A 12,514-nucleotide genomic window follows, 5' to 3' on the forward strand; every position below is an offset into this window, starting at 1 on the left:
CGAAGAGGCCGCCAGCGTGGAGCACGACAGCGACCTGTACAACGCCGAGATTGACATCTTCCTCGACTCCAACGACGCGATGTTGATCGAGCAGGCCCGTGCCGACGGCATTCCCGATGCCTGGATGGAGGCCGCACGCAAGAGCCCGGTGTACAAGATGGCCGTCGAATGGAAGGTGGCCTTGCCGCTGCACCCCGAGTACCGCACGCTGCCCATGGTCTGGTACGTGCCGCCGCTGTCGCCCATCACTGCCGCCGCCAACGCAGGGCAGATCGGCATCAATGGCGAGATTCCCGACATCCAGCAGTTGCGCATTCCGGTCAAGTACCTGGCCAACTTGCTGACCGCCGGCGACACCCTGCCGGTGGAGCGCGCCCTGGAGCGCATGCTGGCCATGCGCGCCTACCAGCGTGAAAAGCACGTGGAAGGCCGCATCAACACCGCCGCTTTGCAGCAGGTGCAGATGACACAGGCCGAGGTGGAGGAGATGTACCAGATCATGGCCATCGCCAACTACGAAGACCGCTTTGTCATCCCCAGCACGCACCGTGAATACGCCGAGAACACCTTCGACATGCGTGGCGGCTGCGGGTTCTCGTTTGGCAACGGCTGCTCCGAAGGCAGCAGTGACGTGAGCCTGTTCGGCAGCGGCAAACGCCGCACCATCCCCATCAAGGCGGGAGTCTAGACATGGCACCCCCATCGCCCGTTCGGCCTGAGCCTGTCGAAGGCCTCACACCAACACCAGAGTACCAGGCACCGTTCACTGCAGCGTTTCGAAAAGCTCAACGCGAACGGTTGGGTTTGACCATCATTGAGGAATACCAATATGCCTAACAACGCCTCCCTGACCCTGCGCGTGCTGGCCCGCCTGCTGGGCTATCCTGACGCTGAATTGCGCGCCCACCTGGGCGACCTGCGTGCCGCGCTGCACAGCGAACAAGCCCTGGGCTCCACCCGCCTGAGCGAGTTGGACACACTGCTCCAGTCCATGCGCACACGCGACCCGATCGAACTGGAAGCCGACTACGTGCAACTCTTCGACCGTGGTCGCAGCACCTCACTGCACCTGTTCGAGCATGTGCACGGCGACAGCCGCGACCGGGGCCCCGCCATGGTGGACCTGTGTCAGACCTACGAAGCTGCCGGCCTGTTCCTTGCGCCGGGCGAACTGCCTGACCACTTGACGGTGGTGCTCCAGTACGCGTCGACGCAGCCGCCCGTGCAGACCCGGGCCTTCCTGGCAGAGATCGCGCACATCCTGCAGGTGATATTCAGCGCATTGCTGCGACGCGAGGCTGCCCACGCTTGCGTGCTGGCCGCGTTGCTCGATCTCGCGGGCGAGAAGGCTCAGGCCGTCACCGTGCCGCCCGAGCCCGAGCTGGACGAGACCTGGGCCGAACCCATGGCCTTCGATGGCTGTTCCACCCAGGGCCAGGCGCGGCCCGGGCAGCCGCAACCGATCCAGATCGTGCGCGCGCCCGTGAGTCACGCAACACGCGCCACCCAACCCACGCAGGGAGCGTCCACATGAACACCCTCCACAACTTCATCTTCAACGTCTATCCGTACATCTGTCTGGCCGTGTTTCTCATGGGCAGCCTGGCCCGCTTCGACCGAGATCAGTACACGTGGAAGAGCGACAGCTCGCAGCTGCTCCGCCAGGGGCAATTGCGCGGGGGCAGCAACCTGTTCCACGCCGGCATCCTGTTCCTGTTCTTCGGCCACCTGTTCGGCCAGCTCACGCCGCACGGGCTGTACGAGATCTTCGTCACGGCCTCGCAGAAGCAGCTGATCGCGGTGGTGGCCGGCGGTGTGGCCGGTGGCTTGTGCTTCATCGGGCTGACCATGCTGCTGCACCGCCGCCTGTTCGACCCTCGCATCCGCCTGACCAGCCACCGCACCGACATCGCGATCCTCATCATCCTGTGGGTTCAGCTTGTCATCGGCCTGTCGACCCTGCCGGCGTCGCTGCATCACGTGTCCGACCCGCAGACCATGCTGCGCCTGGCCGAGTACCTGCAGGGCATCGTGCTGATGCAGCCCAATGCAGCATTGGTGGCGGGCATCGAATGGCACTTCCAGGCGCACATGCTGCTGGGCATGACGATCTTCCTGCTGTTCCCTTTCAGCCGCCTGGTGCATGTGTGGAGCGGCTTCGGCACCCTGGCTTATCTGGTGCGCCCGTACCAGATGGTGCGTGCACGCCGGCTCAACGTGCCCGCCGGGCAGAGCCAGCCGCGGCGTGTCGGCTGATCACGGGTTCCCCCACTACTGAAGGCCCAGACCATGAACACCTCCGCTTCCGTGCTTCCCCAGGTCAATGGCGTCGTGCTGGCCTACCCCAACGAAGGGCTGACGACCGAAGCCCTGCGGCAGCGGGCCTGTGCCGAACTGCTGCGCCAGGCGGCCATTCAGGCCGGCCTGTTGGCGGCTGACGACCCGCTGCCCCTTGGCGGCGCCATGACCGAAGTTGCCAGCACCGCCATCGAAGCGCTGCTGGACCGCGAGCTGCACGTGCCCGAGCCGTCGGACGAAGCCCTTCGCCGACACCACGCGGCCCAGCGCGGCCGCTACGCCGTGGGTGAACGTGCACAGCTGCGCCACGTGTTGTTTGCCGTCACGCCGGGCGTGGATGTGAATGCCCTGCGCCAACGTGCCGAGGCCTGCCTGCTGGATGTGCGCTGCGCCTCGCCCGGTGGCGAAGACCGCTTCGCAATGGCGGCTGCTTCCACTTCCAACTGTCCCAGCGGTGCGGAGGGGGGCGCGCTGGGCTGGCTGACGGCCGACGCGTGTGCGCCGGAGTTCGCACGCGAGATCTTCGGCAAGCCCGAGGTCGGCGTGCTGCCGCGCCTGGTGCACAGCCGTTTCGGGCTGCACGTGGTGGAAGTGCTGGCGCGCGAACCTGGTCTGGACCCCGCGTTCGAGGCTGTGAAATCAGCCGTGGCGCAGGGGCTTCGACAGCAAGCCTTTGCCACGGCGCTGCGGCAGTATCTTCAACTTCTGGCGGGCTCGGCCACCGTGATGGGCGTCGACCTGGAAGCGGCCGAGTCGCCCTTGGTGCAGTAGCCCATCGCAGACCCGTCCCGCCATGCCCGACGAACTCCTGCAGCGCCTGCAGCGCTTCCAGACCGACGCATTCCCGCTGCACCGCTCGCACTTCAGGCACTTGGTTGACGACGGCCAGCACCCGATGACGCTGTTCATCGGTTGCAGCGATTCACGCTTGGTGCCCTACCTGCTGACTGGCGCCGGTCCGGGCGAGTTGTTCCTGGTGCGCAACGTCGGTGCCTTCGTGCCACCGCACGACCAGAGCCAGGGTTTCCATGGCACGGCGGCGGCCATCGAGTTCGCCGTCCTCAACCTGTCGGTCAAACGCATCGTGGTGTGCGGTCACAGCCACTGCGGCGCGATCCGGGCCTTGTATGGCGATGTCTCACCGGCGGCCAAGCACCTGTCGCAGTGGTTGGAACTGGGGCGCGAAGCCGCCTTGCCCGTGGCCGAGCCCGGCCCCGATGTCCTGCGGCGCACCGAGCAACGCGCGGTGGTGCTGCAACTTGAGCGGCTGATGGACTACCCGATGGTGCGAGAGCGGGTGGAGGCCGGCACACTGGCCTTGCACGGCTGGCACTACGTGATCGAAGACGGCGAGGTCCATGTCTTCGACGTTCAGCGCGGCGGCTTCGTGCCTGCGGCACAGGCCGACAACGCGGGCACCGGGCCGTACGTGGCGCACCAACCCGAAGCGCTACAGGATGATGAGTCCACCCGCTTGTGAAAGGGGCGAAAGGGCGACCGTCCGGTCAGCCCAGCTGGACGGCCTCGCCCTGACGGTCGAACGGAATCATGCCGCTCAGGTTGCCGGACTTCACCGCCTCCACCATGCGGGTGAGTGCGGCCTCCACCTGCGTCGAAGCGGGAGCCTGCCTTCCTTGGCCAGACATGGCCGCAGCGAAGACGAGGGCCCAGTCCTGACCCATGGACAAGGCTTCCGCCTGCAACGCGGCGAAGTCCTTCAAGTCGGCAGGGTCCTTGTCCACGCACATCAGCGGTGCCAGCTCGCCGGACTCACCTGCTTCGAAGCGTGCCCGCTGTTCGGCCGTGGCGTCCGGCGGCAGGCTCGCTGCAGCAAACACCATCAAGAGACGCTGCGCGTCGGGTTGCTGCCGAGCGGCCGCCAGCAGGTCGTTGAAGTGACTGATTTCCATGGCCCCGAGCTTAGTCGCTTCCACCCACATACCGATCACCATGCCTGAGTTCGCGGTCTGGTATTCGCCCCTCAAGTCGGCCCATATCGGTCTCGTGCTGGTCAGTGGGTGCCTGTTCGCATTGCGCGGTGCGCTGGTGCTGGCTGGGCAGAGCCGGGCGATGGCCAAGCCTTGGCGGATGCTCAGCTACGGCATCGACACCCTGTTGCTGGCTGCCGGCGTCACGCTCTGGGCTTTGCTGTCGCTGAACCCGGTGGCCAGCCCCTGGTTGGGGACCAAGCTGCTTTTGCTGGTGCTGTACATCGTGCTCGGCTCACTGGCGGTCAAGCGGGCGCGGGCACCGGCGGCGCGCCGCGCCAGCTACGCCGGGGCCCTGATGGTCTACATGTTCATGGCGTCGGTGGCGATTTCGCACCACCCGCTGGGGCTTTTGCAGCCATGGTGGACACATGGCGGCTGAAGGCACTCCAAGCCTCGACCGGGCTCGGTCTGTTTCCGGCCTCCAGTACAGTGCGCGCATGCCTCGGTCATGGAGCCTCTCCGCCAAGCTTGGCGCCATCGGGGGCGCCTTGTTGCTGATGGCGTTTGCCTCGATCGGGTTGACGCTATGGGTGACCTGGCAGTTGGAAGGTGGTGCGGCGGCTGTCAACGAGGCCGGCCGCATGCGCATGCAGACCTGGCGCATGGCCCAAACGCTGGCCCGCGCGGACGCGCAACAGATTGCAGGGCTGGCGGCGCAGTTCGACCAAAGCGTGAGCGTGCTGCGAACGGGCGATCCGGCACGTCCGCTGCTCGTTCCACACGACGCCCTGTCGCAGGAGGCCTTTGCCGCTGTACAGCGCGACTGGCTGGCGCTCAAGGCAAGGTGGACCGCGTTGCCTGGACCGGGTGCCGAACTGTCAGGGCAGCAGGCCGATGCCTTTGTGGCCCGCATCGATACCTTCGTGTCGGCGATCGAGCACCACCTGTCCCGACTGACGGCCATCCTGAATGCCGTTCAGTTCGTGATGGTGGCATTGACCATCGGCAGTGCGATTGCCTTGCTGTACTCGGCCTACCTGTTCATCTTTAACCCGCTATCCCGGTTGCAGGCCGGGCTGTCCCGGGTGGAGGCGGGCGACCTGGGCGCGCGGGTCGACCCCGGCGCCAACGACGAATTCGGGGCGCTCGCGGCCGGCTTCAACCGCATGGCCGAAACCCTCCAGGGCCTGTACCAAAACCTCGAGTCCAAGGTGCAGGAAAAGACGGAGCATCTGGAGGCCCAGCGAGCGCGGTTGGGGGCCTTGTACGAGTCGGCCGCATTCGTAGCGCGTGCCGAGACGCTGGAGGCGCTGGCGCAGGGCATTGCCAGACAGGTACGCCAAGTGGCCCGCGCCGACGCCTCGGCCGTGCGCTGGTCGGACGAGGCCAACCGCAAATACCTGCTGTTGGCGTCCGACTGCCTGCCTCAGGCTGTCATCGACGAGGAGCTTTGTATTCCCACGGGCGACTGCCTGTGCGGTCAGCCCCAGGGCGGCGCCACGACACGGGTGATCCCGATCCTGCCGGACGGCCCCGCGTCGCGCCTTGGACACTGCGCCCGAGAAGGCTTCCAGACCGTCATCAGCGTGCCCGTCAGGCTGCACGAGCGGATGGTTGGCGAGCTCAACCTGTTTTACCGCGAACCCAGGGCCTTGTCCGACGACGACCGCGCCTTGCTGGAAACCATTGCCAGCCACCTGGCGGGTGCCATCGAGGGCCTGCGTGCCGCAGCCCTGCAACGCGAGACCGCCGTGGCCGAGGAGCGCAGCTTCATCGCGCGCGAGCTGCACGACTCCATCGCCCAGAGCCTGGCCTTCCTGAAGATCCAGCTAGGCCTGCTGCGCAACGACATCAAGAGCACGGATGCCGCCCGCATCGACAGGACCCTGGGCGAACTCGACGCCGGCGTCCACGAAAGTCTCGGCGACGTGCGTGAACTGCTGGTGCACTTCCGCACCCGCACCAACAGCGAAGACATCGCCCCCGCCTTGAAGACCACGCTGCAGAAGTTCGAGCACCAGACCGGCCTGGCCACCCATCTGGACATCGAAGGCGACGGCATGCCGCTGCCGGCCGACGTGCAGGTGCAGGTGCTGCACGTGGTGCAGGAGGCTCTTTCCAACGTGCGCAAGCATGCGCAGGCGCGAGAGGTGTGGGTGGAAGTGCAGCAGACGCCGCAGTGGCGCGTGGAGGTGCGTGACGACGGCTGTGGCTTCGACCCCGATGGCGCCGGCCCTGACGAGACCCACGTGGGGCTGCGCATCATGCGCGAGCGGGCGCACAACATCGGCGCGACGGTGGAGGTGGCCTCGGTGCCAGGCTCGGGCACTTGCGTGGTGCTGAAGCTGCCTGAACGCCTGGGGCTGGCCGCATGATCGCCGCACAGCCCATTCGCGTGCTGGTGGTCGACGACCACACGCTGTTCCGCCGCGGGTTGATCTCGCTGCTGGCGGGCGACGCCCGCTTCCAGGTGGTGGCCGAGGCCGGCGACGCCAACGAGGCGCACCAGCGGGCCGCGCAAACCCAGCCCGACGTGATCCTGCTGGACAACCACATGCCTGGCGTCAACGGCGTTGACGCGCTTGCCGGGTTCAAGGCATTGGCGCCCCAAGCCCGGGTGCTGATGCTGACCGTCAGCGAGGACGAGCGAGACCTGGCGGCCGCTCTGCGCGGCGGCGCCCGCGGCTACCTGCTCAAGACGATGGACAGCGAGATGCTGGCCTCGGCCATCCAACGCACGATGGCAGGCGAATCGGTCGTCAGCCCCGAGATGACGAGCAAGCTGGTCAATGCCTTCCAGACGGGGCAGGGCACTGCCACACCACCGCCGCCGGCCGTCGACACCGACCCGATCCACAGCCTGTCCCCGCGTGAGCGCGAGATCCTGGCCCTGATCGCCAAGGGCGCCAGCAACAAGGAATTGGCGCGCGACCTGAACATCGCCGAAGCCACAGTGAAGATCCACGTGCAACACATCCTGCGCAAGCTGAACCTCAGCTCGCGTGTGCAGGCGGCGGTGTACCTGGCAGGGCGGCAGGGGTGAACGCCGGGGACGAACTGCTGGACCTGCTCGCGCTGCGTTACTCGGTGGGGCCGAAGTATTTGGCGCCGCCTGGGCCGAGCGCAGAGCAGTGGGCCCGCGCCGCGGACCTGGCCTTGCGTGCGCCCGACCATGGCGGTTTGCGGCCGTTCCGGTTCGTCGTGGTTGGTGACAGTCAGCGCGTTGCATTGGCCGGGTTGTTCGCAAGGGGCGCAGAGCAACGTGGGCAGACCGCCGAAGAAGTCGAGCGCGCCCGGGCGCGTGCCTTCAACGGCCCCGGGCTCGTTGCGCTGGTCGCCCGCGTGCGCGACGACGTGCCCGATGTCCCGCCGCACGAGCAGTGGCTTTGCGTCGGCGCGGCTCTGATGAACTTCATGAACACCCTGCACCTGATGGGCTTTGGTGCCAAGGCGCTGAGCGGCGCTTCGGTGTCCGACCCGGCCGTGCACGCAGCGTTCTGCGGGCCGGGAGAACGGCTTGCCAACTGGGTCATCGCGGGCCGTCCTGCCCGCGCGGCGCATCCGAAGGCTGGAGCCGAAGCATCAGCCGTCATCAGCGGCTGGCGGATGGATCAGGGCTGAGGTGCGATCGCTGCGGTCAGCGCGACAACACCGCGCCGGCTGCGCATGGCCAGGCCGATGCGATCCAGTTCGACATCACTCAGCAAGCGGGTCGCCATGGGCAGCAACTCGGCTTCCTCGCGGGCAATGTGCTGCTCGTACAACCTGACGAAGCCCGGTATGTCGGCATCGGCCAGCGTTGAAGCGGCGCCCTCTGCGACTTGCAACAACCGCTGGCGCAATGAGGCCCATCGTTGTTCGAGCAGGCGGTGATCACTGCATAGCGATGCGGTCAGCTCGCGCAGGCACAACGCATCAGAGCCAGCCATGGACTCCAGCAGGGCGGGAAACAGGTCCTGCTCCTCGTCCTCGTGGTGGTGGCGCGCTGCTGTATCGAAGTAGCGCATGACAGCACTCGCGGCTTCTTGCGCAGGGCGGTCCGCGCCATGGGTCTGCAGGTGGGTGACCAGACGCAGCAGGGTTTCGCACTGGTGCTGCACGCGCCCGTGGCAGGCAGCCAGCATTTCCAGCGGAACTTCAAAGCCGACAGCAGGGGCGCTGTGGCCGGGCAGGGTCAGGGCCATGGTGAGATTGCTCCTTTTGGCCTTCAGGCGCCGCGGCCCGGGCGTGTTGCGCGCCGCGGGGTCGGTGCGGCCACCACTGCAGGCAGATCGCGACCTACAGGCTGTCGGTTGAACTTGGCGCCAGTTGCCGACAGGCCTTGCGTCATGTCCGCCAGCGTGGCGCCATCAAGCGCCTTGAAATAGCCCGCCAGCGCGTCGTCGAAGAGGTGCTTCAGCCGGCAGCTCGGCGTGAGCGTGCAGGCGTTGGTGGCGGCGTCAAAACACTCCACCAGCCTGAAGTCGGTCTCGGTGGCGCGCACCACGTCGCCGATGCGGATGGTCTCGGGCTCGGCCATCAGCCGCAGGCCACCGCCGCGGCCCCGGGTGGTTTCGAGCAGTCCCTGGCGGGCCAGGTCGTTGACGACCTTCATCAGGTGGTTCTTCGACAGCCCGTGGTGCTCGGCCAGTTCGCCGATCGTCACCAGGCGGTCCCGGTGCGCCGCGCAGTACATCAGCACCCGCAGGGTGTAGTCGGTGTATTCGGACAGGCGCATGGCAATCCTTAAAGATGCACGCAGTGTATTGCTTTAAAGGTGACGAGTCATTAACATGTACGCATGCTGCATCTTTTGTCCGACAGCCCAGTTTGCAGGCCCCATGGTTGGTGCGCACGGTCATGACGAAGCCCATACCCGCCATCCCCCTGGTCGCCACGGGTGCCCCGCAGGGCGCCGCCGCGGCCACTTCGAGCGCGCAGTTCCCTTTGCCCGGCTGGCCGCTGTTTCGACTCGGATTCCGGCCGTTCTACCTCGGTGCGACCGCGTTCGCGCTGTTCGCGGTGCCGTACTGGATCGCGGGCCTCCTGGGTCTGGTGGCACTGCCTTCGACGATGCCGCCGCTGCTGTGGCACGCCCACGAGATGCTCTACGGCTTTGCCGTGGCAGTGATCGTCGGCTTCCTGCTGACGGCCGGCAAGGCCTGGACGGGCCTGGCCACGCCGCGCGGCGCCACCCTGGCGGTGATGGCCGGGCTGTGGCTGGCAGCGCGGCTTTCAGCCGTGGGGGCGCCGTACGCGGTCTATGCCGTTCTGGACGTGGTGCTGCTGCCTTGGGTGGCCTTCGTGCTGATCCGGGTGCTGCTGAAAGCCGGCAACCGGCGCAACCTGCCGCTGGGCGCAATCCTGCTGCTGCTGGCGACAGCCAATCTCAGCTTTCACGCTGCCGTTGTGGGCTGGCTGAACATCGATCCGCTGCGGGCGCTGCATGCCGGTCTGGCGTTGGTCGTGATGATCGAATGCGTGATCGCCGGGCGGGTGATTCCGGCGTTCACGATGTCGGCGCTGCCGGGCCGGCAGCTGAAAGTTCCAGCCTGGCTGGAGCGCAGCACGCTGGCGGCGACGTCGCTGTCGCTGGCGGCGTGGGTGCTGCTGCCGGCCAACCCGGTCACGGCAGCTGGATTCGCCGCAGCGGCCTTGCTGCATGCCGCCAGGTTGTGGCACTGGCAGCCCTTGCGCACCCGTGCGCGCCCCATCCTGTGGGTGCTGCACGCGGCGTACGCCTGGTTGCCCGTCGGCTTCCTGCTGCTGGCATGGGCGCAACTGGGTGGAGTGGCTGCTTCTGCCGGTATTCACGCCCTGGCGGTGGGTGCCACGGCCGGGCTCATCGTCGGCATGGTCACCCGGACCGCGAGAGGTCACACCGGGCGCCCGCTGAAGGTGTCGCGTCTGGAGGTGGCCGCCTACCTGCTGGTGGCGGTCGCCGCTATCGCCCGTGTGCTGCTCCCCTTGGTCGCGCCGGCACACACGGCCGACGGGCTCGTGCTGGCTGCAGCCGCCTGGGCCGTGGCTTTCGCGCTCTACCTCTGGGTCTTCACGCCTTGGCTGCTGAGCAGTCGTCTCGACGGCAAGGACGGCTGAACGTTCCTGTTCCCTCATCGCACTTCCACCGCGCATGTCGCGCGGCCAGGTGCGCACTTCACTCCTGAAAGGTTCCCATGACTGCAACCCTGATTCAACCCACCTTCGAGCTGGACCTGCGGACCATCCCGCCGCGTGAACGTCACCCGCTGATCTTCGGTCGCTTCGATGCCCTGGCCACCGGCCAGGCGCTGCAACTCGTGAACGACCACAACCCGCAGCCCCTGCGCTATCAGTTCGATGACCGCGCTCTGGGTCAGTTCGAATGGGCCACGCTGGAAGCCGGCCCGTCGGTCTGGCGCATCCAGATCACCCGCATCGCTGACGCCGCAGTGCCTTCGGCGGGCGCCAAGGGCGATTCCTGCTGCTCAGGCGGCGCCTGCTGCGGTTGACATCGCGCTCGCGCAGCGATGACCTTCGTCGTCACCGAGGCCTGCATCCGGTGCAAGTACACCGATTGCGTGGACGTGTGTCCGGTCGACGCATTTCGCGAAGGTCCGAACTTCCTCGTCATCGACCCGGACGAGTGCATCGACTGCGCGGTCTGCGTTCCCGAATGCCCGGTGAATGCCATCTATGCCGAAGAAGACGTGCCCACCGGCCAGCAGCACTTCACGCCGCTGAACGCCGAGTTGTCGCGCGAATGGAAGCCGATCACGAAAACCAAGCTCTCGCTGCCGGATGCCGAAGCCTGGAGCAAGATCGAACACAAGCTGGGCGAGCTGAAGCGATGAAAGCCTTGATGCGATGTGACCGCTCGTTGGCCGGCGCGCCCTGAGCATGGCAAGTTCCAGGAAGGTCATTCCCATCGCGCCGGTATCGGGTGCGAGCGACGACGGCGAGCAGTTCGTCTCGATGTACCAGAAGCAGGCGACGATCTACCCGCGTGCGGTGAAGGGCTGGTTCGCCACCTGGCGCTGGGTCTTCGTATGGCTGACCCAGCTGCTGTTCTACGGCCTGCCGTGGCTGCAGTGGGGCGGCCGCCAGGCCGTGCTGTTCGATCTGGAGGCGCAACGCTTCTACATCTTCGGCCTGCTGCTCTATCCGCAGGACCTGATCTTCCTGGCGGCGCTGCTGGTGCTGTCGGCCCTGGCTTTGTTCTTCTTCACCGCCGTGGCCGGCCGGCTGTGGTGCGGCTACACCTGCCCGCAGACGGTCTACACCGAGATCTTCATGTGGGCCGAACGCAAGATCGAAGGCGACCGCATCGCGCGCATGCGGCTGGACCAGGCGCCCTGGGGCGCGAACAAGATCTTGCGCAAGGGCGCCAAGCAGGGGGTGTGGCTGGCCATCGCGCTGATCACTGGCTTCAGCTTCGTCGGCTACTTCACGCCGATCCGGGAGCTGGCCGCCGCTGCAGTGGCCCTGGACATGTCGGCGTGGAACGCCTTCTGGGTGCTGTTCTACGGCGCCGCCACCTACGGCAATGCGGGTTTCCTGCGCGAGCAGATGTGCAAGTACATGTGCCCCTATGCGCGATTCCAGAGCGCCCTGATCGACAAGGACTCCCTGGTCATCGCCTACGACGCCGGGCGCGGCGACCCCAGGGGCTCGCGCTCGAAGAAGACGAACGCCGCGGCGCAGGGCCTGGGCGACTGCATCGACTGCACCCTGTGCGTGCAGGTCTGCCCCACCGGCATCGACATCCGCAACGGGCTGCAGAACGAGTGCATCGGCTGCGCCGCCTGCATCGACGTCTGCGACGACGTGATGGACAAGATGGGCTACGCCAAGGGGCTGATCCGCTACTCCACCGAAAACGGTGTCGTGAATGGCTGGACGCGGCTGCAGATGTTCAAGCGTGCGTTGCGGCCGCGTGTTCTGGTCTACGGGGCCGTGCTTTCTGCGGCCAGCATCGCGTTCGCGGCCAGCGTGGCGATGCGCAGCCCGTTCAAGTTTGATGTGGTCAAGGACCGCGGTGCATTGGCGCGCGTGGTGGAGGACGGCACCGTCGAGAACGTCTACCGCATCCAGATCATGAACCGCACCGAGGGCACGCAGACGTACCGGGTGTCCGCTTCCGGCATCGAGGGCTTGGAGGTATTGGCCGCTCCGGCCCATGCCGGCCCAGCCGATGTGGCGTCGGTGTCGGTGAGCCTGCGCCTGCCTTTCGCCGTGGCACAGGGGCTCGCGGGCCGATCGGTGCCCGTGGTTTTCGAGGTCAAGGCCGCGGTGCCCGAAGCAGGCGATGGCGCGGGCACATCGGC

15 protein-coding genes and 1 pseudogene are annotated in these 12,514 nt (G+C 66.8%); 13 read left to right on the forward strand and 3 right to left on the reverse strand.

What is annotated here, in order from left to right; all coding sequences use genetic code 11:
- From narH to Q0632_RS08930, 5 genes and pseudogenes are all read left to right on the forward strand, one after another.
- A pseudogene (narH, locus tag Q0632_RS08910) lies at nt 1-688 on the forward strand (nitrate reductase subunit beta); the annotation flags it as partial.
- Between the two features lie 141 nt (nt 689-829).
- Nucleotides 830-1,534 (forward strand): nitrate reductase molybdenum cofactor assembly chaperone, encoded by a 705-nt coding sequence (narJ, locus tag Q0632_RS08915; protein ID WP_298927503.1) that lies wholly within the window; start codon nt 830-832, stop codon nt 1,532-1,534.
- A complete protein-coding gene (gene narI, locus Q0632_RS08920) occupies nt 1,531-2,256 on the forward strand; it encodes a respiratory nitrate reductase subunit gamma (RefSeq protein ID WP_298927506.1) in 726 nt (241 codons plus the stop codon). Before narJ ends, narI begins: the two co-directional genes overlap by 4 nt.
- Nucleotides 2,257-2,289: 33 nt before the next feature.
- On the forward strand, nt 2,290-3,069 hold the full coding sequence (locus tag Q0632_RS08925) for a peptidylprolyl isomerase (protein ID WP_298927509.1): 780 nt from the start codon (nt 2,290-2,292) through the stop codon (nt 3,067-3,069).
- A 22-nt stretch (nt 3,070-3,091) separates the two neighbouring features.
- Entirely contained in the window at nt 3,092-3,778 is a 687-nt protein-coding gene (locus Q0632_RS08930; protein WP_298927512.1) for a carbonic anhydrase, read from the forward strand.
- A 25-nt stretch (nt 3,779-3,803) separates the two neighbouring features.
- Here Q0632_RS08930 and Q0632_RS08935 read toward each other — a convergent pair whose 3' ends face one another.
- Nucleotides 3,804-4,208 carry a ribonucleotide reductase subunit alpha gene (locus tag Q0632_RS08935; protein ID WP_137735268.1) on the reverse strand — a complete coding sequence of 135 codons (405 nt, stop codon included), beginning with the start codon at nt 4,206-4,208 and terminating at the stop codon, nt 3,804-3,806.
- A 40-nt stretch (nt 4,209-4,248) separates the two neighbouring features.
- Here Q0632_RS08935 and Q0632_RS08940 point away from each other — a divergent pair, with 40 nt between their 5' ends.
- The 4 genes from Q0632_RS08940 to Q0632_RS08955 are packed head-to-tail and all read left to right on the forward strand — an operon-like array spanning nt 4,249 to nt 7,850.
- Nucleotides 4,249-4,668 carry a SirB2 family protein gene (locus Q0632_RS08940; protein ID WP_298927516.1) on the forward strand — a complete coding sequence of 140 codons (420 nt, stop codon included), beginning with the start codon at nt 4,249-4,251 and terminating at the stop codon, nt 4,666-4,668.
- Between the two features lie 58 nt (nt 4,669-4,726).
- Complete coding sequence (locus Q0632_RS08945; protein WP_298927519.1) at nt 4,727-6,604, forward strand: type IV pili methyl-accepting chemotaxis transducer N-terminal domain-containing protein; 1,878 nt, start codon at nt 4,727-4,729, stop codon at nt 6,602-6,604.
- A complete protein-coding gene (locus Q0632_RS08950; protein WP_298927522.1) occupies nt 6,601-7,272 on the forward strand; it encodes a response regulator in 672 nt (223 codons plus the stop codon). The genes Q0632_RS08945 and Q0632_RS08950 overlap by 4 nt, the downstream gene beginning before the upstream one ends.
- Nucleotides 7,269-7,850 carry a nitroreductase family protein gene (locus Q0632_RS08955; RefSeq protein ID WP_298927525.1) on the forward strand — a complete coding sequence of 194 codons (582 nt, stop codon included), beginning with the start codon at nt 7,269-7,271 and terminating at the stop codon, nt 7,848-7,850. The genes Q0632_RS08950 and Q0632_RS08955 overlap by 4 nt, the downstream gene beginning before the upstream one ends.
- Here Q0632_RS08955 and Q0632_RS08960 read toward each other — a convergent pair.
- Both Q0632_RS08960 and Q0632_RS08965 read right to left on the reverse strand, forming a co-directional pair.
- Nucleotides 7,841-8,413, reverse strand: coding sequence for a hemerythrin domain-containing protein (locus Q0632_RS08960; RefSeq protein ID WP_298927528.1), 573 nt, complete (start codon nt 8,411-8,413; stop codon nt 7,841-7,843). The two genes, Q0632_RS08955 and Q0632_RS08960, sit on opposite strands and share 10 nt — an antisense overlap.
- Before the next feature lie 23 nt (nt 8,414-8,436).
- Entirely contained in the window at nt 8,437-8,946 is a 510-nt protein-coding gene (locus Q0632_RS08965; RefSeq protein WP_298927530.1) for an Rrf2 family transcriptional regulator, read from the reverse strand.
- 122 nt (nt 8,947-9,068) lie between these two features.
- On the opposite strand from Q0632_RS08965, the gene Q0632_RS08970 reads away from it, so the two are divergent.
- The 4 genes from Q0632_RS08970 to ccoG all read left to right on the forward strand — a co-directional run.
- Nucleotides 9,069-10,307 (forward strand): NnrS family protein, encoded by a 1,239-nt coding sequence (locus Q0632_RS08970; RefSeq protein ID WP_298927532.1) that lies wholly within the window; start codon nt 9,069-9,071, stop codon nt 10,305-10,307.
- Between the two features lie 77 nt (nt 10,308-10,384).
- Complete coding sequence (locus tag Q0632_RS08975) at nt 10,385-10,699, forward strand: DUF2249 domain-containing protein (protein ID WP_054139970.1); 315 nt, start codon at nt 10,385-10,387, stop codon at nt 10,697-10,699.
- 18 nt (nt 10,700-10,717) lie between these two features.
- Nucleotides 10,718-11,041 carry a ferredoxin FdxA gene (gene fdxA, locus Q0632_RS08980; protein ID WP_298927539.1) on the forward strand — a complete coding sequence of 108 codons (324 nt, stop codon included), beginning with the start codon at nt 10,718-10,720 and terminating at the stop codon, nt 11,039-11,041.
- 46 nt (nt 11,042-11,087) lie between these two features.
- On the forward strand, nt 11,088-12,514 hold a 1,427-nt coding region (gene ccoG, locus Q0632_RS08985; protein ID WP_298927541.1), incomplete at its 3' end, for a cytochrome c oxidase accessory protein CcoG.

Source organism: uncultured Ramlibacter sp. (assembly GCF_936925435.1).
Taxonomy (GTDB): Bacteria; Pseudomonadota; Gammaproteobacteria; order Burkholderiales; family Burkholderiaceae_C; genus Ramlibacter.

Excerpts from the sequence above, each read along its gene's own strand:
- Q0632_RS08950 (WP_298927522.1), top strand. The coding sequence starts at position 6,601 with ATGATCGCCGCACAGCCCATTCGCGTGCTGGTGGTCGACGACCACACG.
- narJ (WP_298927503.1), top strand. The coding sequence starts at position 830 with ATGCCTAACAACGCCTCCCTGACCCTGCGCGTGCTGGCCCGCCTGCTG.
- Q0632_RS08940 (WP_298927516.1), top strand. The coding sequence starts at position 4,249 with ATGCCTGAGTTCGCGGTCTGGTATTCGCCCCTCAAGTCGGCCCATATC.
- fdxA (WP_298927539.1), top strand. The coding sequence starts at position 10,718 with ATGACCTTCGTCGTCACCGAGGCCTGCATCCGGTGCAAGTACACCGAT.
- Q0632_RS08960 (WP_298927528.1), bottom strand. The coding sequence starts at position 8,413 with ATGGCCCTGACCCTGCCCGGCCACAGCGCCCCTGCTGTCGGCTTTGAA.
- Q0632_RS08930 (WP_298927512.1), top strand. The coding sequence starts at position 3,092 with ATGCCCGACGAACTCCTGCAGCGCCTGCAGCGCTTCCAGACCGACGCA.
- Q0632_RS08970 (WP_298927532.1), top strand. The coding sequence starts at position 9,069 with ATGACGAAGCCCATACCCGCCATCCCCCTGGTCGCCACGGGTGCCCCG.
- narI (WP_298927506.1), top strand. The coding sequence starts at position 1,531 with ATGAACACCCTCCACAACTTCATCTTCAACGTCTATCCGTACATCTGT.
- Q0632_RS08925 (WP_298927509.1), top strand. The coding sequence starts at position 2,290 with ATGAACACCTCCGCTTCCGTGCTTCCCCAGGTCAATGGCGTCGTGCTG.
- Q0632_RS08965 (WP_298927530.1), bottom strand. The coding sequence starts at position 8,946 with ATGCGCCTGTCCGAATACACCGACTACACCCTGCGGGTGCTGATGTAC.
- Q0632_RS08945 (WP_298927519.1), top strand. The coding sequence starts at position 4,727 with ATGCCTCGGTCATGGAGCCTCTCCGCCAAGCTTGGCGCCATCGGGGGC.
- Q0632_RS08935 (WP_137735268.1), bottom strand. The coding sequence starts at position 4,208 with ATGGAAATCAGTCACTTCAACGACCTGCTGGCGGCCGCTCGGCAGCAA.
- Q0632_RS08975 (WP_054139970.1), top strand. The coding sequence starts at position 10,385 with ATGACTGCAACCCTGATTCAACCCACCTTCGAGCTGGACCTGCGGACC.